Genomic DNA, 25,394 nt, shown 5'->3' on the forward strand with positions numbered 1-25,394 from the left:
CGCCTGGGCGATTCGGCGGCCAATGCCGGTGGCGTACGCCGAGAGGTGCCCGTGCGCGGTCGCGTCCCGCTGTGCCCGACGAACCCGGATGGCGCAGCCGAACCGTTGCCCCACATGGGTTCATCAGGAGAAAGGCCGGGTCTAGGCGTTTTGCTGGACCGATAACTGTTTCGATCCTGATGGCGAAGCTCACGGCCGCTGCTCGCGCTGGGAGTGGCATAGTCGCCCGCAAGTTACTCCTTGGTAGCCCACGCTTAACCGCAGGAGGTCTGCAGTGGCGCGCGAAATCAACACCGTCGGAGTCGTCGGCTTCGGAACGATGGGCGCGGGCATCGTGGAGGTACTCGCGCGCACCGGGCTCACGGTCAAGGTGGTGGAAGTCGACGCGGCCGGCGTCGAACGCGGGCTCGGGCACCTGGAGCACTCGACGAGGCGGGCCGTCGAGCGCGGGAAGCTCACCGAGGACGAGAAGACCGCGCTGCGCGGCCGGATCACGACGAGCCTCGACCTGGGCAGCCTCGCCGACTGCGACCTGGTGGTCGAGGCGGTGCCGGAGAGCGTCGCCCTGAAGGCGCGGATCTTCCAGGAGCTGGACGACGTCCTCGCGCCCGAGGCGATCATCGCGTCGAACACGTCGTCGTTGTCGATCACCGAGATCGGCGTGCGCACCAGGCGGCCGGGCAAGGTCGTCGGCCTGCACTTCTTCAACCCGACGCAGGTGCTCAAGCTCGTCGAGGTCGTGCGCACGGTCGTCACGGAACCGGACGTCATCTCGGACGTGGTCGCGTTCACCGAGCGGCTGGGCAAGTCGCCGGTCGTGATCGGGGACAGGGCGGGCTTCATCGCGAACGCGTTGCTGTTCCCGTACCTCAACCACGCGGTCAAGATGCTGGAGTCGAAGTACGCGACGAGGGAAGACCTCGACGCGGCCATGCGGTACGGCTGCGGTTACCCCATGGGCCCGTTGGCGTTGCTGGACCTCATCGGTCTGGACACCGCGTACGAAATCCTCGACACGATGTACCACCAGTCGCGCAACCGCCTGCACTCGCCGGCGCCGCTGCTCAAGCAGATGATCACCGCGGGGTTGCTGGGCCGGAAGACCGGCCGCGGCTTCTACACCTACGACGGGCCGGACTCGCCGGTCGTCGTCGAGGATGCCCAGACGCCGTCCGAAGTGGACGCCGCCACGCAGACCCGTCAGGTCCAGCGGGTCGGCGTGATCGGCACGGGCACCATGGCGACGGGCATCGCGGAGGTGTTCGCGAAACGCGGTTACGACGTGGTGCTGCGCGCCCGCAGCCTGGAGAAGGCCGAGGCGGCCATCGGCGCGGTGCGCAAGTCGCTCGACCGGGCGGTGAGCAAGGGCAAGCTCGCGGAGGCGGACAGGGACGCGGTGCTGCGGCGGATCACGCCCGCGGTGGAGTTCGTCGACCTCGCGGACTGCGACCTGGTCGTCGAGGCGGTGGCCGAGGAGATCGGCATCAAGAAGGAGGTCTTCGCGGCGCTCGACGAGGTGTGCAAGCCCGGCGCGGTGCTCGCGACGACCACGTCCTCGCTGCCGGTCATCGAGGTCGCGGCCGCCACGAGCCGCCCCGCGGACGTCGTCGGCCTGCACTTCTTCAACCCGGCGCAGGTCATGAAGCTGGTCGAGGTCGTCGGCACGATCTCCACGAGCGCCGACGTGGTCGCGACGGCCCGCAAGATCTGCCTCGACCTCGGCAAGCACCCGGTGCACTGCGGTGACGTGGCAGGCTTCATCGTCAACGCGCTGCTCTTCCCGTACCTCAACGACGCGGTGAAGATGCTGGAGGCCCACTACGCCGAGGCCGACGACATCGACAACGCGATGAAGGTCGGCTGCGGCCTGCCGATGGGACCGTTCGCGCTGCTGGACGTCGTGGGCCTGGACGTGTCGCTCGCGATCCAGCGCACGCTCTACAACGAGTTCCGCGAGCCGGGCTTCGCGCCGGCGCCGCTGCTGGAGCACCTGGTCACGGCCGGTCGTCTCGGCCGCAAGACCGGCAAGGGCTTCCGCGACTACTCGTGATCCGCTAACAGGAGCACCATGTCCCGTCTGGCATGGTGGTGCCATGCGTCGACTGGTGCTCCTGTTGGCTGTCCTCGTGCTCGCTTCCGGCTGCGCCCGGACGACCGTCGAGGGCAGTCCGGCCGCCCAGGCGCCGCTCGACGCCGCGTCGCCGTTCGACTCCGGCCAGGACGGCTCGGCCGACCCGAGCGCCTCCGAGGAGCCGGAGGACCCCGAGACCGCGCCGATCGACGGCGAGATCACGCCGGTGTGCGCGAAGCTGAAGTGGACGGACCTGCCCTACCCCGGCGCCAAGGCCGACACGCCGCCGACGCAATACACCTACGACTCGTCGTTCGACGAGTCGTGCCGGTGGACGACGAAGGTCGACGGGGTCGAGGTCGGCGTCTCCCTGCGGTACCGCCTGAACAAGGCGATCACGATCGAGCGCACCACCGGTGACTGGGACGTGAAGGGCCGCAAGGTCACCTACCTGGACCGCTCCGACGAGCCGGAGGTCGAGCCGTCGTGCGTGCTCGTGCTGCCCTACGAGGGCGGCGGGCTCGGCATCATCGTCATCGACTCGACCGGCAAGTTCGGCACCGTCTGCGACCAGGGGCGCAAGATCGCCGAAGTGATGATCGACCGGGAGACGGCCTAACCGCAGCAGCCACCACCGCAGCACCCGCCGCCGCCGGCCGGTGCCTGCTGCGTACCGCCGATACCGGCCATGGACAGCAGCTTCACCGTGTCGGCGTGCCCGCCGGGACAGCTCGCGGGTGCGGACGACTCACTCATCGGACGCTGCAGCTCGAAGGTGTCGTCGCAGGTTCGGCAACGGAACTCGTAGGTCGGCACGGTTCGATTCTACGAGCGGTTACCGTTTTGCCGTGCCTCGTCGTAACCACCCCAAGCCGGAGAACACGCGCCCCCTCGGCGGGGGCGTCGGCTGGGCGCGCGCGGAGTCCGGCCCGGACGGTGACTGGCTGGTGCGCGCGATCTCGGGCGCGCAGGCGCAGAAGACCTACCGCTGCCCCGGCTGCGACCACGAGATCCGCCCCGGCACACCGCACGTCGTGGCGTGGCCCGCCGAGGAGAGCGGCTCGGTGGAGGAGCGCCGGCACTGGCACCAGGGCTGCTGGGACTCGCGCCGCCGCCGGGGCCCGACAGCGCGCCGCTGGTGACCCGGAGGGCTAGAGCCCGACCTGCGTGCGCCACCGCTCCAGCCGGGCGCGGAACTCGTCAGGCCGCTCGACGGGCGGCAGGTGCCCGGCGTCCTCGATGCGCTCGCTGGTGGCGTGCCGCAGCGTCACCGCGAGCTTGGCCGCCACGTCCGGGGGCGTGATCTTGTCGTGCTCGCCGACGAGCACCAGCGACGGCACGTCCACCGTCTCCAGCACGTCGGTGGAGTCGGGGCGCTTCGCCATCGCGCGCTGCCACCACGCCACGTCCTCGGCGCGCTGTTCCAGGACCATCGTGCGCACCGACGCCCGAGCCGTGTCCGAGGCGCCCGGTCCGAGCAGGTTGGGCAGCGTCGCCTCGACCAGCCACTCGCCGACGCCTTCGCGTTCCACCCGGTCCGCCATCGCGAGCCGGGTCTCGACCGCCTCCGGCGCGTCCGCGGTGTGCTTGGTGTCGACGAAGATCAGGCCTTTCACGCGTTCCGGCGCACGCCTGACCAACGCCATCGCGACGTAGCCGCCCATCGAGCAGCCGCCCAGCAGCACCCGGTCGAGCCCGCGCTCGTCCAGCAGGGCGAGGACCTGGGACGCGACCGCACCGAGGTCGGGCTCGCCGCTGCCGCGCAGGGACGGCGTCAGCGCGCCCGGCACGTCCCACATCCGCGCGTCGAGCGGGAAGGCGTGCAGCAGCACCAGGTCGTCCATCAGCTCTCCCATTCCGGCGCCAGCACCGACCACACCTCGACGTCCTGCCGGACCCCGCGGTGCTGTGAGTACGAGCGCAGCACGCCGTCCTTGCTCATGCCGAGCCGTCGCGCGACCGCGATGCTGGGCGCGTTCCGCGACGACACCCGCCACTCAACCCGATGCACGCCGCGCTCGCGAACCAGGTGGTCGACGAGGACCTTCGCCGCCCGCGTGACCAGCCCCTTGCCCACGGCCGCCGGTTCGAGCCAGCAACCGATCTCGGCGCGTCCCTGCGGGATCTCCGCCACCCGCACCAGCACACCGCCGACCAGCAGGTCGTCGAGCCAGATGCCGAAGATGCGCCCGGTGTCGGCGGCGGCCTTGTCCGCGTAGCTCCGCAGGAGCCCGCGTGCGCTGTCGAGGTCTCCGGCGGCGTCGGCGAACCCGATGTGCTGCCCGATGAAGTCGCGGCCGCGCTCCACGTGCGCGAAGAACTCCTCGGCGTGCCACGGTTCCAGCGGCCTGAGCTCGGCGCCGTCCGGGCCCAGCGGCCTCGCGAACATCCTGTTCCCCCAAGACGAGTGGTGCCGGGTCCGCGGCCCCGGGCAGCCGAGCACCCGGACGAGCACCGCGCGGACCGGGACTTCTGCCGCGCGGTGCCGATGCCGGTGAGCTACGAGGTCACTTCTTGGCCGGCTGCGGCCGCGTGATCTTGGCCGTGGGGCCGTCGACCGGGGAGGCCGCGGCGGGCTTGGCCGGTGCGGCGGGCTGAGCGGGAGCGGTCTGGGCCGCGGCGGGCTTGTTCGGTGCCGCGGTCTTGGCCTGCGCCCCGACGGGTTGGGCCGGAGTGGGCTGGGCCTGGGCGGGCTGAGGCTGCGCGGGCTGGGCCTGGGCGGGCTGGGCCGGAGTGCTCTGCGGGGCGGCCGGGCTCTTGGCCGCCGCGGCGGGCTGGGTCTGCGAGGGCTTGGGCGCCGGAGCCGCCTGGGCCCGAGCGGCCTGCCCGGGCTGCGCGGGCTGAGCCGGCGCCGGTGCGCCGCCCTCGGCTGAAGCGGGCGCGGGAGCCGAGGCGGGAGCCGGGGGCTTCTCCTCCTCGATCGGGTCGAGCAGCGGCACGACCTCCTGCAACGCGGTCCGCACGTTGTGCAGCTGGTGCGAGAGGCGGTTGCGCAGGGTGCGGAGCTGCTCGACGCGCTGCGTGGCGGCGGCCGTGCGGCGGTTGGCCTCCTCGGTGGCCTCGCGCACGCGGCGGTTCGACTCCTCCGTCGCCTCCTGGATGCGGGCGGTGGCCTCGGTGATCGAGTCGTGGCGGCGGCGGTTGGCCTCTTCGGTGGCCTCGCGCACGCGGCGTTCGGCCTCGGCCTTCGACGTCGTCTGCTCCTGGGCGATCGCGGCGCGGACGCGCGCGGCCTCCTCGGCCGCCTCGCGCACGCGGCGGTCCGCCTCGCCCTTGGAGGTGGCCTCCTGGGTCGCGAGGGTCGCCATCGCCTCCGCGCGGCGGGCGGCCATCGCGATCTCGAAGTCCTCCTCGACGGTCACCCGGCGCTGCTCGGACTCCTCGGCGATCTTGCGGGCGGCCGCCTCCGCCTCGGACACGATCTTCTCGGCCTCGTTTCGGGCCGTCTCCAGGACGCCCTTGTGCTCGGCCTCCATGGCGGCGCGGCGCTCGTCGAGCTCGGCGATGAGCTTCTCGTAGCGCTGGCGCAGCACACCCGCGTCGGCTTCCGCCTTGGCGCGGATGTGCCCGCCCTCCGCCTCGGCACGGGCTTTGATCTCGTTGGCCTCGTCCTGCGCCAGCCGCAGCATGCGCTGGAGGCGCTCGGAGAGCCCCTCCAGCGTCGTCGGCGGCAGCGACAGGCGCTCCACCTGGTTGCGCAGCTCGCTCATCTCCGAGCGCGCGGCTTCCAGCTGGCGAGCCAGGTCGGACGTCTGGGAGACGGCGGCATCGCGGTCCGCGGCCAGCAGCCGCAGGTCCGAGTCGAGGCGTTCGAGATGGTCCTCGACCTGGGCGCGGTCGTAACCGCGCTTGACGATGTCGAAGCCGGATCCCAGAGGGACGAGGTCACGGTCGTCGGCGAGGGGGCCCATGCCCCTCACGCTACCCGTTCGGGTCACCCCGGAAGGTCACACACCCCGGAATCGATTGATAGCTGTGAGGTGCTTGGCGCGCAGTTCGTGATCCAGCACACCAAGACCCTCTTCCGGGGCAAGGCACAGCACGCCGACCTTGCCCTGGTGCACGTTGCGGTGCACGTCGTGCGCGGCCTGGCCCGTTTCGTCCATTGAGTACACCTTGGACACCGTCGGGTGGATCTTTCCCTTGGCGATCAAGCGGTTCGCCTCCCACGCCTCGCGGTAGTTCGCGAAGTGCGAGGACAGGATGTGCTTGAGGTTCATCCACAGGTAGCGGTTGTCGTACTGGTGCATGTACCCGGAGGTCGACGCGCAGGTGACGATCTTGCCGCCCTTGCGCGCCACGAACACCGACGCGCCGAAGGTCTCCCGGCCGGGGTGCTCGAACACGATGTCCGGGTCCTCACCGCCGGTCAGCTCGCGGATCTTCGCGCCGAACCGCTTCCACTCGCGCGGGTCCTGCTCGTGCTCGTTCTTCCAGAACTTGTAGCCCTCGGCGGAGCGGTCGATGATCAGCTCGGCGCCCATCGACCGGACGATCTCCGCCTTCTCCGGCGAGGAGACGACGCAGATCGGCGTCGCGCCGCCGTTGAGCGCGAACTGCGTGGCGTAGGAGCCGAGGCCGCCGGACGCGCCCCAGATCAGGACCGTGTCGCCCTGCTTCATGTTCGCGCCGTTGGTCGACACGAGCTGGCGGTACGCGGTGGAGTTCACCAGGCCGGGCGAGGCGGCCTCTTCCCACGTGAGGTGCTTGGGCATCGGCATCAGCTGGTTCGACTTCACCAGCGCCAGGTCCGCGAGCCCGCCGAAGTTCGTCTCGAAGCCCCAGATCCGCTGCTGCGGGTCGAGCATGGTGTCGTTGTGGCCGTCCGGCGCCTCCAGCGGCACGTCCAGGCAGTGCGCGACGACGCGGTCACCCGGCTTCCACGCCGTGACGCCGGGACCGACGCGCACGACGACACCCGCGAGGTCGGATCCCACGACGTGGTACGGCAGGTCGTGGCGGCCGCCCAGCTTGCGGAGGAAGCCGAACGTGGACACGGGCTCGAAGATCGAGGTCCACACGGTGTTGTAGTTGATCGCGGAGGCCATCACGGCGACCAGCGCCTCGCCCGGCCCCAGCTCCGGCGTGGCGACCTCGTCGACGTGCAGCGACTTGCGCGGGTCCTTGTCGCGCGTCTCGAGGCCCGCGAACATGTCGGCCTCGTCCGCGTGCACCGTCACGCCCCGATAGCTCTCCGGAACTTCCAAGGAACCGATCGCGTCGAGCTCGTCGGCCAGGATCGCATCAAGGATCTTCTGCACGGCGGCATTCCTTCCCGGTGAGGGATAGTCGCAGGTGGCCGGAGGTTACTCATGGGTAAACGATCCAGAATCGCGCCTGTGAGGGATGCCACCCCGATTCGCGGAGGGGCTGTCCGCCACTCGGGCCTAGTGCGCGGCCGGCTCGACCAGCTCGATGAGCACGCCGCCGGCGTCCTTGGGGTGCACGAAGTTCACTCGGCTGTCCGACGTGCCGCGCCGCGCCCGGTCGTAGAGCAGGCGCAGGCCCTTGGCCCGCAGCGCGTCCGCCGCGACGTCCACATCGGACACCCGGTAGGCGAGCTGCTGCAGGCCGGGGCCGGAGCGGCCGATGAACTTGGCGATCGTGGAGTCCTCGGTCAGCGGTGCCAGCAGCTGGATCGCGGTGCCGCCGTGGTCGCCGGGCGCGTGCAGCATGGCCTCGCGCACGCCCTGCTCCTCGTTCACCTCTTCGTGCGCCACCTCGAGACCGAAGTTGTCGCGGTAGAACGCGATGGCCGTGTCGAGGTCGGGCACGGCGATGCCCACGTGGTCGACCGCGGTCACGAATCGAGCGAGTTCTGCGTTCATAGCGGGCAGGGTAACTACCTGATCGGTGCAGGTGTCCCTGTGCGGGGTCTCACACGATTACCGCCCGGTAACCCCAGGTATGGTGCCTAGTTAACGACCGTTCGCTCTTCCAATGGAGGCAGCTGTGTCCGGTTCCGTCATCGTCGCCGGGGCTCGCACCCCGATGGGCCGACTGCTCGGATCGCTCAAGGACTTCTCCGGCGCCCAGCTCGGTGGCGTCGCGATCAAGGCGGCACTGGAACGCGCGGGCGTGGCTCCCGAGCAGGTGCAGTACGTGATCATGGGGCAGGTCCTCACCGCGGGCGCGGGCCAGATCCCGGCGCGCCAGGCCGCGGTCGCCGCGGGCATCCCGATGAGCGTGCCGGCGCTGACCATCAACAAGGTGTGCCTGTCCGGCATCGACGCCATCGCGCTGGCCGACCAGCTGATCCGCGCCGGTGAGTTCGACGTCGTGGTGGCGGGCGGACAGGAGTCGATGACCCAGGCGCCGCACCTGCTGCCCAAGTCGCGCGGCGGGTTCAAGTACGGCGACGTGACGATGCAGGACCACATGGCGCACGACGGCCTGTTCTGCGCGTTCGACCAGGTGGCGATGGGCGTCTCGACCGAGAAGCACAACGAGCGCTACGGCATCACGCGCGAGGAGCAGGACGCGTTCTCCGCCCGGTCGCACCAGCTCGCGGCGAAGGCCGCCGGCAACGGCGTGTTCGACGCCGAGATCGCGCCGGTGGAGATCCCGCAGCGCAAGGGCGACCCGGTCCTGTTCAGCACGGACGAGGGCGTCCGCGGCGACACGACGGCCGAGAGCCTCGCGAAGCTGCGCCCGGCCTTCGCCGCGGACGGCACCATCACCGCGGGCTCGGCGTCGCAGATCTCCGACGGCGCGGCCGCCGTGGTCGTGATGAGCAAGGCCAAGGCCGAGGAGCTGGGCCTGGAGTGGATCGCGGAGATCGGCGCGCACGGCGTCGTCGCCGGCCCCGACGCCTCGCTGCACGAGCAGCCTTCCAACGCCATCAAGGCCGCCTGCGCCAAGGAGGGCATCGAGCCCGCCGACCTCGACCTGGTCGAGATCAACGAGGCGTTCGCGGCGGTCGGCATCGTGTCGACCCGTGAGCTCGGGATTCCCGAGGACAAGGTCAACGTCAACGGTGGAGCCATCGCACTCGGCCACCCGATCGGCATGTCCGGCGCCCGCATCGCCCTGCACCTCGCTCTGGAGCTGCAGCGGCGCGGCGGTGGCGTGGGCGCCGCGGCGCTGTGCGGTGGCGGTGGTCAGGGCGACGCTCTGATCATCCGCGTGCCTTCGAAGGCCTAGTGTCTTCTGGCGTGGCGAACGCTGGTGACGTAGCAGGACTGGTCGGCCGCGCGCGTGACGGCGAACCGCGCGCGGTCGCCAGGCTGATCTCCCTGGTGGAGCAGGGGAGTGCGCAGCTACCGCTGGTGGCGGCGGCCCTGGCTCCCCACACGGGCAACGCCCAGGTCGTCGGGGTGACCGGCGCCCCCGGCGTCGGCAAGTCGACCTCCACCAACGCCCTGGTGCGGGCCTACCGCGAGCAGGGCAAGCGGGTCGCGGTGATCGCCGTCGACCCGTCCAGCCCGTTCTCCGGCGGCGCGCTCCTCGGTGACCGCGTGCGGATGGGCGACCACGCGACCGACCCCGGCGTCTTCATCCGCTCGATGGCCACCCGCGGACACCTGGGCGGGCTGTCCTGGGCCACCCCGCAGGCGTTGCGCGTGCTCGACGCCGCCGGTTTCGACGTGGTCCTCGTGGAGACGGTCGGCGTCGGCCAGTCAGAGGTGGAGGTCGTGGCCCTCGCCGACACGACGCTCGTGCTGCTGGCACCGGGCATGGGCGACGGCATCCAGGCGGCCAAGGCGGGCATCCTGGAGATCGCGGACGTGTTCGTGGTCAACAAGGCCGACCGCGAGGGCGCCGACCAGACCGCGCGCGACCTCAAGTACATGGTCTCCCTGGGCCGCCGCGACCGCTCCGGCCCGTCGTGGCGCCCGCCCGTCGTCAAGACCGTGGCGGCCAGCGCGGAGGGCCTGGACCGCGTGGTGACGGCGATCGCCGAGCACCGGTCGTGGATGGCGGCGCACGGGGAGCTCGCCGAACGCCGGCTGCGCCGCGCGAGCGCCGAGATCGAGGCCATCGCCGTCGAACGCGTGCGCACCCGCCTGGGCCCGGCGGGCCACCTCGCCGAGCTCGTCGTCGGCGGTGAGCTGGACCCGTTCGCGGCCGCGGAGCTGCTGATCAGCGGTAACCTGCGGCAATGACCGCTTGGGGTGCACCTCCACCTGTCATCGTCGACCTCGGCAAGAGCGACGCCCGCAAAGTCCTGATCGGCGGCTCGGTCGCCGGCGCGCTGGGCGTACTCGCCCTGGTCGGCGCCGTGACGGCGTTCATCGACGGCGAGCCCGTCGGCGGCAGCATCGCGGCCGTCATCGGCCTCGCCTTCACCGGCATCGGCGTGATGGCCGTGGTGAAGTGGAAGACGGTCTCGCGCCCGCGCAAGCTCGTCATCGAACAGCAGGGCATCCGCCTGGACGACCCGCAGGGCATGCCGTGGGCCGTCGGCTGGCACGAGCTGGGCGCGATCTCCATCTCCCGCACCAGGGAACGCGCCGTGCAGCTCGCCGACGCCCTGGTCCCGCGCACGCTGGTCCGCGTCGACCTGCACCCGCGCGACCCGCGGTCGTTCCGGCCCGCGCACCCCACGATGGAACCGCTGTGGGAGTTCCACCGCGTGCAGAACGGCTACCGGCTGCCGCTCGGCGACTCGGCACCGATGATCGGGCCGATCGACCACGGGCTGCGGACGTTCGCGCCGCAGATCTACCGCGGGGTGATCGACGAGGGGTTCACGGTCGGGCTGCACTGAGGCCGCCGGACATCGCACTCGGGGACGGGCACCGCGCGCAAGCCTGCCACCGAGGTGCCACTGCACTGCCAAACGCTGGGAACGCGGGGCCCCTGCGTTCCGCTAAGGGGAACGCAGGGGCCCCGCGTTTCCTACGGACCCTCGGCGGTGACATATCCCGAGCGTGCCGTCAGCCAGCGGACGAGATCCGCCTCTAGGCTGAGTAGCCCCTGTTCTCACCGCTCGCAGTGACGGGCTCCCCGGTCACCACCCATCGGAGTTACGCTCAGTCGTTGATGCGGTGTCACTTCTCTCCCGCAAAGGGGTGAAGCCGTGGGCGGCAGTGCGAGCACGCAACAACGGGTGCTGGACGTGGTGCTGTCCTTCGCCGAAGACGACACCCTCCCCGATCTCCTCCGTCACGTCGTCGAGTCCGCGTGCGAGCTGGTCGGAGCTCCCCACGGCGCGCTCGCCGTGATCAACGGGCACCGCGAGCTGACCGAGTTCACCGCTCGGCAGGACGGACAGGTCCACGTCACCGAGGGCGATCCGCGCTCGATCGGCGCGGCGGACTTCCTCGGTGCGCCCGTCGAGGTCGGCGGCGAGGCCTTCGGCACCCTCTTCCTGTCCGGCAAGGCCGAGTTCAGCGACCAGGACCGCGCCGTCGTCACCGCGCTGGCCACGGCGGCGGGCTCGGCCATCGAGCACCTGTGCCGGTACGAGCGGGCGCGCCGGCGTGAGGTGTGGTTGCGCGCCGCCGCCGAGGTCACCAAGGACCTGCTGATGGGCACTGCCGGCCGGGACGCGCTCTACCTCGTCGCGACGACGGCGCGCAGGACGGCCAGGGCCGAGTCCGCCGCGCTCGTGCTGCCGGACCACAACGGCGACCTCGTCGTCGAGGTGACCGACGGCGGGGCCTTCGACGCCGAGGGCATGCGCGTGCACAGGGAGGGCACGGCCAGCTACCGGGTCTACGAGTCGGGGCGGTCCGAGTGCCTGGCGGAGGGCACGGTGCCGGCGGTTCCGGGGCCGTGCGTCGTCGTTCCGCTCAGAGTGGGTGACCGGACGATCGGCGTGCTGGTCGTGGCCAAGCCGAGGGGGGAGCCCGGCTTCGACGATCCCGAGCCGGTCGAGGCCTTCGCCGCGCAGGCCGCGCTCGTCCTCGAGTTCACGCGGGCGCGGGCCGACACCGAGCGGCTCGCGGTGCTGGAGGAGCGGGACCGGATCGCGCGGGACCTGCACGACCTGGTGATCCAGCGGTTGTTCGGGCTCGGCCTGGGCTTGCAGGGGCTGACCGGCTCCGGTGCCGGGCACCGGCTCACCGGGCGGATCAGCGAGTTCGTGGAGGAGGTCGACCGCACGATCCGCGAGATCCGCCGCAGCATCTTCTCGCTGCAGGAACCGCCGGCCGGGAGCACGAGCCTGCGCGGCCAGCTGCTCAACGCCGTGCACGAGTCCGCGCGGATGCTCGGGTTCGAGCCGGACGTGTCGCTGGAGGGGCCGCTGGACAGCGTCGTGCCGGACCCGCTGCGGCCGGACCTGCTGGCCACGCTGAGGGAGGCGCTCGCGAACGTCGTGCGGCACGCCAGGGCGAGGCACGTCGCGGTCGTCGTCAGCGTCAACCGCACGATGACCCGCCTGGAGCTCACCGTCACCGACGACGGCCGGGGCTTGCCGTTGGCTGACGATCCCGGCGGCGGCCCCCACCGCGCGGGCGGGCTCGCCAACATGGCGGCTCGGGCGCGGCGCCACCACGGGGACTGCGCGGTGGACTCGGTACCCGGCGCGGGGGTGCGCGTCACCTGGTTCGTCCCGCTGGAGCTGCAGGAGGTGACATGGCGATAGCGGTGCTCTTGGTGGACGACCACGAGATCGTGCGGCGCGGGCTGGTGCAGTTGCTGGCGCAGGCGAACGACATCACGGTCGTGGGGCAGGCGGACAGCGCGACGGCGGCGGTCGCGCAGGCGCCGCGGCTCAGGCCCGACGTGGCGATCATCGACGTCCGGTTGCCCGACGGCGATGGCGTCACGGTGTGCCGGGAGATCAGGAGCCTGGTGCAGCCGCCGCCGGCGTGCCTGATGCTCACGTCCTACTCGGACGACGAGGCGCTGTTCGGCGCGATCATGGCGGGCGCGTCCGGGTACATGCTCAAGGAGGTCTCCGGCAACGACCTCCTCGCCGCGGTCCGCACGCTCGCCGACGGCGGGTCGCTGCTGCACGCCGGCGTCACGGCGTCCGTTCTGCGACGGCTCAGGGGCGGGGCCGAGGAAGATCCGCGCTACGCCGCGCTGAGCCCGCGGGAACGCCGGATCCTCGACCTCATCGCCGAGGGCATGACCAACCGGCAGATCGCCAACCGGCTCTTCCTCGCCGAGAAGACCGTGAAGAACTACGTGTCCTCGCTCCTGCACAAGCTCGGGTTCGACCGCCGCACCGAGGCGGGCGTCTACGCGGCCCGGCGCAGGCGCGCCCACCCCGGCACCTGCTGAGCGGAAGGGGTACCGGCCGTCGTTCCGGCCGGTACCCCCGCTCGTGCTACCGGCTCACCAGCCGAGCCGAGCCGCCAGCTCCCTGGCCCGCTCCAGCGGACCGGCCTGCCGCTGACCCGGTTCCGGCAGCGGAACGCCGGGGCAGGACAGGTCGCCCGGCGGCGTCACGCGGTCGACGAGGTAGCGCTCGACGACGTCGTTGACGCAGGCGTTGTCGAAGCCGTAGATGCCGTGGTCACCCTCGTCCTGCACCGTCAGCATCCGCGAGCCCGCGAACCCGGCGTGCGCCTTGCGGGCGCCCTCGATCGGTGTCGGCGCGTCCCGCTCGGACTGCACCATCAGCGTCGGAGCCACGCCGATTCCGTTGGGGCGCTTGAGGTTGACGTTTGGGCGGTCCCAGTGGGCGCAGGGGCCCATCACCTGGTAGTAGCCCACCAGCGGCCACTTGGCGCCGTCCTGCGCCGCGTCGCGTTCCAGGTACCGGCGGCCACCGCGGAACGGCGTGTCGTTGCAGAGGATGGAGAGCTGCGTGGCGGTCGTCGCGTCGGGGTAGCTCGCCTGTGCGCCGAGCTGCGCGGGCACCGCACCTGCCAGCTCGGCCAGCTTCCGCGCGGCGGCGTCGAACGAGTACTTGCTGTAGAGGCCCTGGGCCAGCGTGAGGTCCAGGACGGGCGGGTAGTACGTGCCTTCCGGCAGCGTGACGGGCTGCTCGCCGAGCCTGGCCCGCGTCCGCTCGTAGGTCTGCCGCACCTCCTCCGCCGTCTTGCCGAGGTGGTAGACGCTGTCGTGCTTCGCCACCCACGGCAGGAAGTCGACGCGGAAGCGCCGCTCGAACCCCATGCCGAAGTCGCCGAACACCGTCTGCCACGGCGCGGTGAAGTCGACGTTGGAGTCGAGCACGATCTTGTCGAGCGTCTTCGGGAAGTAGGTGGCGTAGTAGGCGCCCATCCAGCTACCACCGGAGTAGCCGAGCCAGTCGACCTTCTTGTGCCCCAGCACCTGCCGCAGCAGGTCGAGGTCCTTCACGGTCTGCTCGGTCGTGACGTACCGGCCGAACTCGCCGGACTTGGTCTGGCAGAACTGGGCCTGCAGCTCCATGCCGCGGTGGATCAGGTCCAGGTTCGCCCTGCTGCGGTCGCGCGGGTCCGTCGCGCCGAGCGTGTCGAACCCGCCGCAGGTGACGTTGTTGCTCGCCCCCGTTCCCCGCACGTCGATGCCGTAGATCTCGGCGTTCTCGCTGAGCTTCGGCCGTTCGAGGTAGAGCAGCGGCATCGTGCGGCCCGCGCCGCCGGGACCGCCGGGGTTGGTGAAGACGGCGGTCTTCGCCTCACCGCCGCGGGGAACCGTGCGGCTGACGGCAATGGTGATGGTCTTGCCGTTGCCCGGGTCGTTCCAGTCCATGGGTGCGGTGAAAGTGCCGCACTCCAGGCGCTCGGCGCCGGGCGGGAAGCCGGGCGGGACCGGGTCGAAGCACCTCTGCCACCGGATCTCCTGCCGGGCGAACGTGCCGGCCTGCGCCTGCGGTGCGACGAGCAGTGAGGTCGCCGTCGCGACGGCCAGCGCCGCCGCGATCTTCTTGCGGTGCATGCTTTCTCCCTCCTACCAGCCGAGCTGGGTGGCGATCCGGTTAGCCTTCGTGAGCGGGTTGCCCGCGGTCTCACCGGGCGCGGGGAGCGGAACTCCCGGGCACGTCAGGTCCTTGGTGGGCGTGATGCCGTCGACGAGGTAGCGCTCGACGACGTCGTTGACGCAGGCGTTGCCGAACCCGTAGATGCCGTGGTCGCCCTCGTCCTCGACGGTGAGCAGCACCGAGTTCTTGAAGTTCCGGTGCGCCTGCCTCGCTGCTTCGAGCGAGGTCGCCGGGTCGCGCACCGACTGCACCATCAGCGTCGGCGCGATGCCGATCCCGGTGGGCTGCTTCAGGTTCACGTTCGGCCGGTCCCAGAACGCGCAGATGCCGGTGATCTGCGTGTAGCCGACGAGCGGCCACTTGGCGCCGTCGCGGGTGCCGTCGCGCTCCAGGTACCTCCGGCCGCCCCTGAACGGGGTGTCGTTGCAGAGGATCGAGTAGCCGGTGCCGGTCTGGGCGTCCGGGTAGCTCGCCAGCGCGGACATCTGCGCGGGTACCGCGCCGGCGAGCTCCGCGAACGTCTGCGCCGCGCCCGCGAAGGAGTCCTTGCTGTACAGGGCCGTCCGCAGGAGGAGGTCGAGCGCCGGACCGTTGTACACGCCCTCCGGCCGCGTCACGGGTTGTTCGTTCAGCTTCGCCCGAGTGCGTTCGTAGGACTGGCGAACCTCTTCACCGGTCTTGCCGAGGTGGTAGACGCTGTCGTACTTCGCCACCCACGGCAGGAAGTCGACGCGGAACCGGCGTTCGAAGGCCATGCCCCAGTCGTCGAAGTGGGTCTGCCACGGCGCGGTGAACTCGGCGTTGGAGTCCAGCACGATCTTGTCGAGCGTCTTCGGGAAGTAGGTGGCGTAGTAGGCGCCCATCCAGCTACCGCCGGAGTAGCCGAGCCAGCTCACCTTCTGCTTGCCGAGCAGCTGGCGCAGCAGGTCGAGGTCCTTCACGGTCTGCTCGGTGGTGACGTACCGGCCGAACTCGCCCGACTTGGCCTGGCAGAACTTGGCCTGCAGCTCCATCGCGCCGTAGAGCAGGTCGAGGTTGGCCTTGCTGCGGTCGCGCGGGTCGGCCTGCCCGTCGGCGGTGAAGCCGCCGCACGTGACGTTGCTGCTCGCGCCGGTACCGCGCACGTCGATGCCGATGATCTCGGCGTTCTCGCTGAGCTTCGGCCGTTCGAGGTAGAGCAGCGGCATCGTGCGGCCGGGACCGCCCGGCCCGCCGGGGTTGGTGAAGACGGTGCTCTTGGCCGTGCCGGTCGCGGGCCGCAGCCGGCTGACCGCGATGGTGATCGTCTTGCCGTTGCCCTGGTTGTTCCAGTCCATCGGCGCGGTGAAGCTGCCGCACTCCAGCCGTTCCACGCCCGGCGGTGCTCCGGGCGGCGGCGACGGGACGCACTGCTGCCACGCGATGTCCTGCGTGGTGAACGACGACTGGGCGTGAGCCTGCGGAACGACCAGCAGGCTCGTCGAGGCGACGACGGCCAGTGCGGCCGCCGCTTTCCTGCGGTGCATGTCGGTGATCCCCCTTCCGCCGGCCTAACCCGGCCGGCGACCCCACCTCATCGCGACACGGGGTGCCGGAACATCGGCCGTTGGGTGGCAACCGCCTACAACTCTGGTCTTACGCCGACCGCTCAAAACCCGATGACGTTCGTCATGCAACGCACCAGGGCCGCCCCTCGGGTGAGGGACGGCCCTGGTGCGCGGGTGCGCAGGACTGCTTGTAGGAGTACTTCGAGCCGGCCTGCGCGTCGTCCTTGGTGATCGTGATCAGGTCAGTCTCGATGTCGCGCTCGGTCTCCCTGCCCTCGATCGCGGCCAGGGCCTGCTCCACGCCCTGCACCTGCTTCGGCGAGGCGTCGAAGCCAACCAGGTTCACCGCGTCCGTCCTGCCCGCGTTGCGCAGGCCGGTCGCCGCGCCCCCACCGGTGTTCAGGTCAGTCGCGAACACCCCAGCGACACGACCTCGCCGGGGTACGCGGTGAACGAGGCACCGCGGAGAGCTTCCACGGTGCCGTAGTGCTCGACCAGCCCCCGCGCCTCGAGCAGCGGCTCGCTCACGGCGAGACGTCCTCCACGGCGGACAGGACGGGCGGACGGCAGCGGATCGCCACCAGGTCACCGGTCAGCCCCAGCTCGCCCGCCGCGTGCGGCACGACGACGGTGCTGCCCTTGCGGACCTCCAGCGCGCCGAGCTGGCCGGACCCCTCCAGCACCACGAGCACGGAGAACGACGGCTCCAGCGCGAAGGAGCCCTCGACGTGCAGGCGGTCGGCCTGGAAGAACGGGTTGGCGTCGTCGCCGAGCAGGTCGACCGACGGCGCCCACTTCTCGGACGTCTGCCGCACGAGCCGGTCGAGCCGGCCGCCCCAGCCGTGCCGGTCCACGCAGTCCAGCGCGACGTCGTAGCCGAGGCCGAGGTGGCCGATGTCGGCGTTGGCGAGGAAACCCTGCCACTCCAACGTCACCGAGAAGTCCGTGGGCTGCTGCAACTCGACGATGAACACGCCTTCGCCGATCGCGTGCGGCACTCCGGCGGGGACGAAGACCGTGTCGCCCGGCCGGACGCAGACGGGGTTCAGCGCCTGCAACATCGCCTCGGTGTCCTGGTTGGCGACCCAGTCCGCGACGGTCCGCGCTGGCACGTCGTCGCGGAATCCGATGTAGACGGTCGGGTTCTGGCCGGTCGTGCCGACCACGATCCACGCCTCCGTCTTGCCGTGGCGGCAGTTCAGGTGCGAGGACGCGAAGGCGTTCGACGGGTGGCAGTGCACCGGCAGGCGCTGGCCCGCGTCGAGCAGCTTGACGAGCAACGCCGTGTCGGCGCCGAACTTCGCCACGTGCTCGGGGCCGAGCCACCCCGCGGGGTCCGCCTCGACGGCCTCCCGCAGCAGGACGCCGTTCGGCAACGTGGTCAACCCGGCGTCGCTGCGACCGTAGAGCGTCGTCGTCGACGCCACCCAGTCCTCAGGGCCGAAGTCGCCGCTCGTGCCACCTCGCAACGCGGCGATCGCCTCGCCGCCGCGGTAGAACTGCTTCGGCTGGTTGGCCGGCAGGTTGACAGGCTGGTGGAGCACACCAGAACTCACGCGTGGACCTCCCCGGATCCTCGTGGCACCAAACGCACCGGCAGCACGACGCGGCGCGGTGGCGAGTTGTCGCCGTCCAATCGGGCGAACAACAAATCCGTGGCCGCCTTGCCGAGCGCGCTCGCGTCGTGCGCGATCACGGTCACCGGCGGCGACAGCAGGTCGGCGAGCTCGAAGTCGTCGAAGCCCACCAGCGCGGGCCGTTCGGCGGTGCCGGCGAGCGCGCGCAGGATGTGCACGGTGATGCGGTTGTTGCCCGCCACGACCGCCGTCGCGGGCTCACGGATGCTTTGCAGCCGCTGCAACGTGGTCGCCACGCTGCTCTCGTCGTGCGGCCCCATCGCCACGAGCTCCTCGTGGTAGCCGATGCCCGCCCGCACGCACCCCTCGCGGTAGCCGCGCAGGCGCTCGTTGGCGGTGAAGATGTCCGGCGCGTCCCCGAGGAACGCGATGCGGCGGTGCCCGTGCGAGGCGAGGTGGGTGACGGCCTCGACGGTGCCGCCGATGTTGTCCACCAGCACGGTGTCGGCCACGACGTCGCCCGCGGGCCGGTCCAGGAACACCACGGGCGTGCCCGCGCGCATCTCCGGCACCAGGTAGCTGTGCTGCAGCCCGGCGGGCACGATCAGCAGGCCGTCGACCCTGCGGCTGCAGAACTCCAGCGCGAGCTCCCGCTCACGCCCGGGATCCTCGTCCGACGACCCGGAGATCACCTGCCTGCCGCGCAAACGGGCGATTTCCTCGACAGCGCGCGTCACCCCGGAGTAGAACGGGTTGCCGACGTCCTCCAGCACGAGCCCGATCGTGCCGGTGGACGAGCCCCGGCGCAGGTTGCGGGCGCTCAGGTTCCGCCGGAACCCGAGCTGGTCGATGGCCGCGAGCACGCGCTCGGCGGTGGACGGGTGGACGCCCGGTTCGTCGTTGACCACGCGTGAGACGGTCTTGATGCTCACACCCGCCAGCCGCGCGACGTCGTTCATCGTCGCGCGACGGACCTTGCGCTGACCGGCCACCGGTCCGCTGGGGGACAACGTTGTCATAGTGGCCGTATCTCACCTCGGCTTTACGGCCTTGTCAACCATTTCGTAACCGGTCAAGCGCCCCTCGAACCGGACCTGGGTGTCCGGAACGAGACAAGTGGCGGCGGTGGCCTTGACCTCCACCGTGTGCTCTCCGCAAGGATCTGGTCACGGACAGCGTTGTCAGCTCGAGGGGAGCACAGCTCATGCGTGACCTGCCACGCCGCAGCGTTCTCAGCCTCCTCGGTGCCGCCGGGCTCGCCGGCGTCTCCGGTGTCGCTGCCGCTCGACCTTCCCCCTCCGCTCCGCCGCCGGGCTCCCCGGACGTGGCGGCTCCCTCCCGCGGCGCCACCGCCGCCGCGCCGCCACCGGGTGGCTGGCGCCAGGTGGCCGAGGACGTGCGCGCCGAGACCCGCTGGGCCTGGCGGTCCTATGTGGACCGCGCGATGGGGCACGACCAGATCAAACCGGTGTCCGGTGGGCACGAGGAGTTCTTCGTCCCCGGCCACCCGATGGGCCTCACCGTGGTCGAGGCCCTGGACACGTTGTGGCTCATGGAACTCGACGCCGAGTTCGCCGAGGGCGTCCGCTGGGTCAAGGCGAACCTGTCCTTCGACGTCGACGCCCCGTTCCAGGTCTTCGAGACCAACATCCGCATGCTCGGCGGCCTGCTCTCCGCCTACCACGTGAGCGGCGACGCCGCGTTGCTCGCACTGGCCAGGGACCTGGGCGACCGCCTGCTGGTCGCCTTCACCGAGTCGCCGACCGGGATTCCGTACCGCTACGTGAACCTGCGCACCGGCGCGGTGTCGTCCCCAGAGACGAACCTGGCCGAGACCGGCACCTACATCACGGAGTTCGGCTCGCTCTCGAAGTGGACCGGCGACCGCAAGTACTACGACGCGGCCAAGAAGGCCCTGCAGGTGACGTTCGACCGCCGCACCTCCTACGACTTGCTGCCGTGGGACGTGCACGCCGAGACCGGCGCCTGGCGCAACCGCTTCGCCACCATCGGCCCGCCAGCCGACTCCTACTACGAGTACCTGTGGGACGGCTGGCACCTGTTCGGCGACCGCGACCTCAAGCGGTGGTGGGACGTCCTGCGGCGGGCGATCCTGCGCCACCAGGCGGACGTCGTCGGCGGCCGGCTGTGGTTCGCCCAGGTCGACGCCTTCACGGGTGTGCGCGACTCCCGGACCCAGAGCGAGCTGGCGGCGTTCTTCGGCGGACTGCTCGCCGAAAGCGGTGACGTGGCGCGCGGACGGGCCTACCACGACTCGTGGACGGCCGTGCAGGACCGCTACGGAGTGCTGCCGGAGGGCATCGACTACACGTCGTTGCGCCCGACCTCGGTGGGCAACCAGCTCCGCCCCGAGTACGCCGACGGCGCCTTCTTCCTCTGGCTGGCCACGCGCGAGGAGGTCTACCGCGAACGCGCGTACCGCCACTACCGGGAGATGAAGCGGACCTCCCGCACCAACCACGGCTACACGATCCTCACCGACGTGACGACCGGCGCGCAGGGCGACTTCTGCCCCGGCTACTGGTGGTCGGAGCAGCTCAAGTACTACTGGCTGATCTTCGGCGACGCCCGCCGCTTCGACTACACGAGCCACTACCTGTCGACGGAGGGCAACATCTTCCTCGGCGCCCGTCGCTGATCGTCGGGCCGGACCTGGTCCGGCCACCCACCAGCAGACCCCCGGGCCGGGGTGCCGAGCGGCGGCGGAGGCACCCCGGCCCGGTCCCCGTCCTGAAGGTGGAGCCGAGCCGGGAGTGGCGCCACCCACCCGTGCGGCCGCGGTCCGCGCCGGACCACCCGACCGGACCACTCGCTCACCCCGGCACCACCCCCGATCCCCAACTAGGGTGAACCCGTGGACGCACTGGATCCCATCGAGTCGGTCAACACCTTCATCGGCACGAAGGACGAGGGCAACACGTTCCCCGGCGCGTCCATGCCGTTCGGCAAGGCGCACTCCAGTCCGATCGGCTCCCACTACGCCGGCTACCGCTACGACGACCAGGCGATCCGCGGTTTCGGCCACTTCTTCCTGTCCGGTGCCGGCTGCTGGGAACAGGGCGGCCTCGTCTCCATCCTCCCGGTCACCGCGCTGCCCGCCACCTTCGACCACAAGCGGTACGCCAGCAGGTACACCCACGACGGCGAGATCGGCAAACCCGGCTACTACAAGGTCAAGCTGGACCGGGACATCACCGTCGAGTGCACCGCGACGACCAGGGCCGGGGTGGAGCGGTACACGTTCCCGAGCGGTGTCGGCGGCACGCTGCTCGTCAACGTCGGCCAGGCCAACGACAGGGAACCGGTGTCCGCGAGCTCGATCAGGGTCCTCGACGACCGCACCATCACCGGAACCGTGGAGACGCAGGCGTTCTGCGGCGGCCGCCCCTACCTCACCCACTTCACCACCAGGTTCGACCGGCCGATCCGCGGCTTCGGCACCTGGGGCCCGACGGGCGCGAGGCCGGACCGGCGGGAGTCCGCGGGCGGTGCCGGTCTGCGCGGCGCCTGGGTCACGTTCGACCCCGGACCCGTCACGGCGGTGACCGCACTGTCCCATGTGGACGAAGAGGGCGCGACGCGCAACCTGGAAGCCGAGACCGGTGGCAAGACGTTCGACGACCTGCGCAACGAGGCGCAGGACGCCTGGCGGGCCGAGCTGGCCTGCGTCGAGATCGAGACGGACGACTGGGACGAGCGCGCCGTCTTCTACACCGCGCTCTACCACGTGCTGCTCCAGCCGCTGACCGGCAGCGACGTGGACGGCAGGTACCGCGGCTTCGACAACCGGGTCCACCGGGCCGACGGCTGGACCTACCACGAGTACTACTCGCTCTGGGACACCTACCGGGCCCACAACCAGTTGCTCGCGCTCATCCGCACGACCCGCTCCAAGGACATCGCGAGGTCGGTCCTCGCCATCCACGAGCAGGGCGGCTGGCTCCCGCGGTGGGCCTACGCGAACCAGGAGACCAACTGCATGACCGGCGACCCGGTCACGCCGTTCCTGGTCGACCTGTGGCGGTTCGGCCACCTGGAGGGCTTCGAGGAGCAGGCGTACCGGGCGCTCGTCCAGAACGCCGACGGCGTGCCGCCCGAGTCGTCGCCGTTCCAGGGCAGGTCCGGCAACCCGAGCTACCTCCGGCACGGCTTCGTCCAGTACGACAAGCGCTTCCCCAAGAAGGGGCAGGACACCGACCCGCACCACGGCGCGTCGGCGACCCTGGAGTACGCGCTGGCCGACGCCACGCTCGCGGTCATGGCCGAGGCGCTCGGCCACACCGAGGACGCGCAGCGGTTCCGGCAGCGCGGCCTCAACCACCGCGCCCTGTGGGACTCCGGCGTCTCCGACCGCGGCTTCACCGGTTTCCCGAGGCCCAAGCTCGCCGACGGCTCGTGGCTCACCCCGTTCACGCCGCAGGGGCCGGACGGGTTCCACGAGGGCACGGCGTGGCAGTACCAGTGGCTCGCGCAGCACGACGTGCCCGGCCTGATCACGGCGCTCGGCGGGAAGGCGGCGGCCGAGGCGCGGCTCGACGACTTCTTCGCCTACCGGGACCTCCTCCAGGATCCGGCGAGGACGGTCCGCGAGAAGTGGGTTGTCGGGCCGTACGACTACTACAACCAGTTCAGGTACAACCCGAACAACGAGCCGGACCTGCACGCGCCGTGGATGTACGCGCTCATCGGCAGGCCGGAGAAGACGTCGGTGGTCGTGCGTGCGGCGCAGACGTTGTTCGTCAACGGGCCGGCGGGGGTCACGGGCAACGACGACCTCGGCACGATGTCGGCCTGGTACGTCTTCAGCGCTCTCGGGATGTACCCGGCGGTGCCGGGAACCGGTGAGTTCGTGCCCCACGCCCCCAGGTACCGCAAGGCCGTGGTCCACCTGGAGAACGGCAAGGACATCGTCATCAAGGCCGACGCGGTGGACACCACGAGGACGCAGGTGGTGCAACGGGTCAGGAGCGGCTGGCTCGCGAGGTCGAGGGAGCGGATCGAGCTGGCCGAGCTGTGGTCGGGCACCACATTGGAGGTAGACCTCCACACACTTTCCAATTAAGACGCCGAAACGGTCGTAGGCTCGTGTGGTGAGCCCCTGCGCGAGCTGTGGCACGGTCTTCGCGCCCCGGCCGTCGCGGGCGCGGTACTGCTCGAACGCGTGCCGGCAACGCGCCTACCGCCGGCGTTCCGCCGGTACGTCCACTGTGGTCGCCGAGCTGCCCGTGCACGACGACGCGTTCGTCGGCAGGGAGCGCGAGCTCGCGGAGCTGCTGCCGTTGCTGCGCGAGCACCGGGTGGTCACGCTCGTCGGGTCGGCGGGGGTCGGCAAGACGCGGCTCGCGGTCGAGCTCGCCGGGCGCGCGCGGCGGACCGAGGTGCGGACGGTCGAGCTGGGCAAGCTGAGCCGGCCCGACCAGGTGGTGCAGGCGTTCGCGGAAGCCGTCGGGGTGTACCAGCGCGCGGGTGTCGCGCTGCGCACGACGTTGCTGGCCGAGCTGGGCCACCGCCGGGTCCTGCTGCTCGTCGACAACTGCGAGCACCTGCTCGAGGAGTGCTGCGACGTCGTGGACGCGCTGCTGTCGCGCTGCCCGAACGTGCAGGTGCTCGCGACCAGCCGCGAGGCGTTGCAGGCCGTGGGCGAGGTCGTCTACCCCGTGCACGGCATGGGGGAGGACGCCGTCCGCCTCTTCGCCGAACGCGCCGGGGCGCCGGTCGACCGGGACGCCGTCGCGGCTGTCTGCGCCCGGCTGGACGGGGTGCCGCTGGCGGTGGAACTGGCCGCGAAGCTGTCCGGGACCGTGCCGCCGCACGAGCTCGCGGACCGCCTGGACCAGCGGCTCGACCTGCTGAGCGACGCAGGGGAGCCCTCGCGCCACCGGAGCCTGCGCGCCGCCGTCGCGTGGAGCCACGACCTGCTGACGACGCCTGAGCAGGAGCTGTTCCGGCGGCTCGCCCTGCTGCCGGGCGGAGCCGGTCTGGAGATCGCCCAGGTCGTGCACGGCGGACCGGTGACCGGTCTGCTCGCGGCGTTGCAGGCGAAGTCGCTGGTGGTGCGGGACGACGGCAGGTTCCGGATGCTCGAGTCGGTGCGCCTCTACGCGGAGGAGCGCCTGCGTGAGCACGGCGAGTACGAGGTGACGGCCGAGCGGATCATCGCGTGGTTGTGCGAGAAGGGCGAACCCGGCGTCACGTCGTCGATCCTCGCGCCGGAGCAGGTGAAGGCGCACCACCAGGAGTACGACAACGTGGCGTACGCGTTCGCCCGTCTGGTGGCGCCGGGGGACGAGCGCCGGTTGATGCTCGCCACGATGTTGCTCCGGGTGTGCTTCGACCGCGGCTACTTCATCGAGGCCGGCGCGGTGCTCATGCAGGTGCTGCACCAGTCGGCGGCCGACGCCCGCTACCGGGTCATCGCGCTGGAGTACGCGTCGTTGCTGGCCGTGCAGGAGGAACGGTTCGACGAGGCGGTGAAGTACGCGCTGGAGGCCATCGCGGCAGCGGAGGAGAGCGGCGGGCACCTGGTCATGTGCCGGCTCTACCGCACGCTCGCGGCCGCTCACGACGGCGCGGGTGACATGCCGAACACGGTGTGGGCGTTGCGCCGGTCGATCGAGCACGGCGTGCGCAACGGCAACGAGGTGAGTGTCGCCGTGTCGAGCCAGAACCTCGGCTGGATGCTGCTGGTCCAGGGCGACGTCGACGGCGCGGGGGAGCTGGTGGACGGCGCGTTGCCGGCGCTGCGAAGACACGCACGGCCGGATGTGGTGTCCATCGCGGTGCACACGTCCGGCTGCATCGCCTTGGAACGGGGAGATGTGGCGACGGCCGGCGCGCGGTTCGCCGAGAGCGCGCGGATGTCGCAGAGCATCCCGCGCGCGATGCTGGAGTCGATCGAGGGCCGCGGCCTGGTCGCGATGCGGTCCGGACGTCACGAGGTCGGCGTGCGCCTGCTGGCCGCCTGCGAGCAGATGCGCATGGCGTGGGTCGTTCCCGCGGAACCGTGGTGGCGGCGGAAGATGACCGCGGCGCTCGACGACGCGCGGGAAGTCCTGCCACGGGCGGCTTTCACCAGGGCGTTGAACGCGGGCCGCGCGATGGACGTCCGCCACGCGCTGGAAACCGCGCTGGACGAGGAGATCGTGCGGGACGCGGTGCTCAGCGACCGGCAGCGCGTGGTCGTCGAGCTGGTGGCGCGGGGGCTGACGAACGCCCAGGTGGCGGCGAAGCTCGGCATCTCCCACCGCACGGTGGAATCCCACGTGCACAACGTGAAGACGGCGTTGAACCTCTCCTCTCGCGCCCAGCTCGTGGCCTGGGCCCGGTCGACCTGACCGATCCAACTGAGACGTAACGCTGCGGTTGATCCGGATGACTTCTCGTCCTCCACC

Annotated in this window: 21 protein-coding genes and 2 pseudogenes; 11 read left to right on the forward strand and 12 right to left on the reverse strand. The window is 71.1% G+C overall.

Going from position 1 to position 25,394, the window contains the following annotated elements:
* The first annotated feature begins 274 nt into the window (after positions 1–274).
* Positions 275–2,050: a 3-hydroxyacyl-CoA dehydrogenase family protein gene (locus tag BMW88_RS24170; RefSeq protein ID WP_089954214.1), complete on the forward strand. Its 1,776-nt coding sequence runs from the start codon at positions 275–277 to the stop codon at positions 2,048–2,050.
* Between the two features lie 43 nt (positions 2,051–2,093).
* Complete coding sequence (locus tag BMW88_RS24175) at positions 2,094–2,690, forward strand: DUF3558 family protein (protein WP_089954216.1); 597 nt, start codon at positions 2,094–2,096, stop codon at positions 2,688–2,690.
* Here BMW88_RS24175 and BMW88_RS24180 read toward each other — a convergent pair.
* On the reverse strand, positions 2,687–2,887 hold the full coding sequence (locus tag BMW88_RS24180) for an FmdB family zinc ribbon protein (protein ID WP_089954219.1): 201 nt from the start codon (positions 2,885–2,887) through the stop codon (positions 2,687–2,689). The two genes, BMW88_RS24175 and BMW88_RS24180, sit on opposite strands and share 4 nt — an antisense overlap.
* A gap of 32 nt (positions 2,888–2,919) precedes the next feature.
* On the opposite strand from BMW88_RS24180, the gene BMW88_RS24185 reads away from it, so the two are divergent.
* Positions 2,920–3,213 carry a hypothetical protein gene (locus BMW88_RS24185; RefSeq protein WP_089954221.1) on the forward strand — a complete coding sequence of 98 codons (294 nt, stop codon included), beginning with the start codon at positions 2,920–2,922 and terminating at the stop codon, positions 3,211–3,213.
* A 9-nt stretch (positions 3,214–3,222) separates the two neighbouring features.
* On the opposite strand, the gene BMW88_RS24190 is transcribed toward BMW88_RS24185, so the two are convergent.
* The 5 genes from BMW88_RS24190 to mce form a co-directional block, all read right to left on the reverse strand.
* Positions 3,223–3,915: an alpha/beta fold hydrolase gene (locus BMW88_RS24190; protein WP_089954710.1), complete on the reverse strand. Its 693-nt coding sequence runs from the start codon at positions 3,913–3,915 to the stop codon at positions 3,223–3,225.
* Entirely contained in the window at positions 3,915–4,460 is a 546-nt protein-coding gene (locus BMW88_RS24195; RefSeq protein ID WP_089954223.1) for a GNAT family N-acetyltransferase, read from the reverse strand. Before BMW88_RS24195 ends, BMW88_RS24190 begins: the two co-directional genes overlap by 1 nt.
* Before the next feature lie 118 nt (positions 4,461–4,578).
* Entirely contained in the window at positions 4,579–5,982 is a 1,404-nt protein-coding gene (locus tag BMW88_RS24200) for a coiled-coil domain-containing protein (RefSeq protein ID WP_089954226.1), read from the reverse strand.
* Between the two features lie 36 nt (positions 5,983–6,018).
* Complete coding sequence (ccrA, locus tag BMW88_RS24205; protein WP_089954228.1) at positions 6,019–7,332, reverse strand: crotonyl-CoA carboxylase/reductase; 1,314 nt, start codon at positions 7,330–7,332, stop codon at positions 6,019–6,021.
* Positions 7,333–7,458: 126 nt separating this feature from the next.
* The gene (gene mce, locus BMW88_RS24210) at positions 7,459–7,899 is read right to left on the reverse strand and encodes a methylmalonyl-CoA epimerase (RefSeq protein WP_089954231.1); all 441 of its coding nucleotides are present in this window, start codon (positions 7,897–7,899) and stop codon (positions 7,459–7,461) included.
* 124 nt (positions 7,900–8,023) lie between these two features.
* On the opposite strand from mce, the gene BMW88_RS24215 reads away from it, so the two are divergent.
* From BMW88_RS24215 to BMW88_RS24235, 5 genes are all read left to right on the forward strand, one after another.
* Entirely contained in the window at positions 8,024–9,214 is a 1,191-nt protein-coding gene (locus BMW88_RS24215) for an acetyl-CoA C-acetyltransferase (protein WP_089954234.1), read from the forward strand.
* 11 nt (positions 9,215–9,225) lie between these two features.
* Positions 9,226–10,176 carry a methylmalonyl Co-A mutase-associated GTPase MeaB gene (meaB, locus tag BMW88_RS24220; RefSeq protein ID WP_089954236.1) on the forward strand — a complete coding sequence of 317 codons (951 nt, stop codon included), beginning with the start codon at positions 9,226–9,228 and terminating at the stop codon, positions 10,174–10,176.
* On the forward strand, positions 10,173–10,781 hold the full coding sequence (locus BMW88_RS24225; protein WP_089954239.1) for a hypothetical protein: 609 nt from the start codon (positions 10,173–10,175) through the stop codon (positions 10,779–10,781). The genes meaB and BMW88_RS24225 overlap by 4 nt, the downstream gene beginning before the upstream one ends.
* Positions 10,782–11,093: 312 nt before the next feature.
* Complete coding sequence (locus tag BMW88_RS24230) at positions 11,094–12,605, forward strand: sensor histidine kinase (protein ID WP_143116218.1); 1,512 nt, start codon at positions 11,094–11,096, stop codon at positions 12,603–12,605.
* Positions 12,596–13,249, forward strand: a complete 654-nt coding sequence (locus BMW88_RS24235; RefSeq protein WP_089954245.1) for a response regulator — start codon at positions 12,596–12,598, stop codon at positions 13,247–13,249. The genes BMW88_RS24230 and BMW88_RS24235 overlap by 10 nt, the downstream gene beginning before the upstream one ends.
* A 54-nt stretch (positions 13,250–13,303) precedes the next feature.
* On the opposite strand, the gene BMW88_RS24240 is transcribed toward BMW88_RS24235, so the two are convergent.
* The 6 genes and pseudogenes from BMW88_RS24240 to BMW88_RS24260 form a co-directional block, all read right to left on the reverse strand.
* Complete coding sequence (locus tag BMW88_RS24240) at positions 13,304–14,836, reverse strand: alpha/beta hydrolase (protein ID WP_089954247.1); 1,533 nt, start codon at positions 14,834–14,836, stop codon at positions 13,304–13,306.
* 12 nt (positions 14,837–14,848) lie between these two features.
* Positions 14,849–16,384, reverse strand: coding sequence for an alpha/beta hydrolase (locus BMW88_RS24245; protein ID WP_089954249.1), 1,536 nt, complete (start codon positions 16,382–16,384; stop codon positions 14,849–14,851).
* 142 nt (positions 16,385–16,526) lie between these two features.
* A pseudogene (locus BMW88_RS24250) lies at positions 16,527–16,832 on the reverse strand (hypothetical protein); the annotation flags it as partial.
* A pseudogene (locus tag BMW88_RS41090) lies at positions 16,826–16,933 on the reverse strand (sugar ABC transporter ATP-binding protein); the annotation flags it as partial. The pseudogenes BMW88_RS24250 and BMW88_RS41090, both read right to left, overlap by 7 nt.
* The gene (locus BMW88_RS24255) at positions 16,930–17,961 is read right to left on the reverse strand and encodes a class I mannose-6-phosphate isomerase (protein ID WP_245778019.1); all 1,032 of its coding nucleotides are present in this window, start codon (positions 17,959–17,961) and stop codon (positions 16,930–16,932) included. The pseudogene BMW88_RS41090 and the gene BMW88_RS24255, both read right to left, overlap by 4 nt.
* The gene (locus BMW88_RS24260; protein ID WP_089954713.1) at positions 17,958–18,941 is read right to left on the reverse strand and encodes a LacI family DNA-binding transcriptional regulator; all 984 of its coding nucleotides are present in this window, start codon (positions 18,939–18,941) and stop codon (positions 17,958–17,960) included. The genes BMW88_RS24255 and BMW88_RS24260 overlap by 4 nt, the downstream gene beginning before the upstream one ends.
* Before the next feature lie 245 nt (positions 18,942–19,186).
* Here BMW88_RS24260 and BMW88_RS24265 point away from each other — a divergent pair, with 245 nt between their 5' ends.
* From BMW88_RS24265 to BMW88_RS24275, 3 genes are all read left to right on the forward strand, one after another.
* Positions 19,187–20,641, forward strand: coding sequence for a glycoside hydrolase family 47 protein (locus BMW88_RS24265; protein WP_089954257.1), 1,455 nt, complete (start codon positions 19,187–19,189; stop codon positions 20,639–20,641).
* Positions 20,642–20,857: 216 nt separating this feature from the next.
* On the forward strand, positions 20,858–23,065 hold the full coding sequence (locus BMW88_RS24270; RefSeq protein WP_089954259.1) for a GH92 family glycosyl hydrolase: 2,208 nt from the start codon (positions 20,858–20,860) through the stop codon (positions 23,063–23,065).
* A 28-nt stretch (positions 23,066–23,093) separates the two neighbouring features.
* The gene (locus BMW88_RS24275) at positions 23,094–25,337 is read left to right on the forward strand and encodes a helix-turn-helix transcriptional regulator (RefSeq protein WP_143116219.1); all 2,244 of its coding nucleotides are present in this window, start codon (positions 23,094–23,096) and stop codon (positions 25,335–25,337) included.
* Positions 25,338–25,394: the final 57 nt, after the last annotated feature.

The organism is Lentzea xinjiangensis (assembly GCF_900110955.1).
Lineage (GTDB): Bacteria > Actinomycetota > Actinomycetes > Mycobacteriales > Pseudonocardiaceae > Lentzea > Lentzea xinjiangensis.

Coding starts and splice junctions, on each gene's coding strand:
- BMW88_RS24260 (WP_089954713.1), bottom strand. CDS start 18,941: ATGAACGACGTCGCGCGGCTGGCGGGTGTGAGCATCAAGACCGTCTCA.
- BMW88_RS24200 (WP_089954226.1), bottom strand. CDS start 5,982: ATGGGCCCCCTCGCCGACGACCGTGACCTCGTCCCTCTGGGATCCGGC.
- BMW88_RS24235 (WP_089954245.1), top strand. CDS start 12,596: ATGGCGATAGCGGTGCTCTTGGTGGACGACCACGAGATCGTGCGGCGC.
- BMW88_RS24225 (WP_089954239.1), top strand. CDS start 10,173: ATGACCGCTTGGGGTGCACCTCCACCTGTCATCGTCGACCTCGGCAAG.
- mce (WP_089954231.1), bottom strand. CDS start 7,899: ATGAACGCAGAACTCGCTCGATTCGTGACCGCGGTCGACCACGTGGGC.
- BMW88_RS24175 (WP_089954216.1), top strand. CDS start 2,094: ATGCGTCGACTGGTGCTCCTGTTGGCTGTCCTCGTGCTCGCTTCCGGC.
- BMW88_RS24240 (WP_089954247.1), bottom strand. CDS start 14,836: ATGCACCGCAAGAAGATCGCGGCGGCGCTGGCCGTCGCGACGGCGACC.
- BMW88_RS24195 (WP_089954223.1), bottom strand. CDS start 4,460: ATGTTCGCGAGGCCGCTGGGCCCGGACGGCGCCGAGCTCAGGCCGCTG.
- BMW88_RS24190 (WP_089954710.1), bottom strand. CDS start 3,915: ATGGACGACCTGGTGCTGCTGCACGCCTTCCCGCTCGACGCGCGGATG.
- BMW88_RS24245 (WP_089954249.1), bottom strand. CDS start 16,384: ATGCACCGCAGGAAAGCGGCGGCCGCACTGGCCGTCGTCGCCTCGACG.
- BMW88_RS24265 (WP_089954257.1), top strand. CDS start 19,187: ATGCGTGACCTGCCACGCCGCAGCGTTCTCAGCCTCCTCGGTGCCGCC.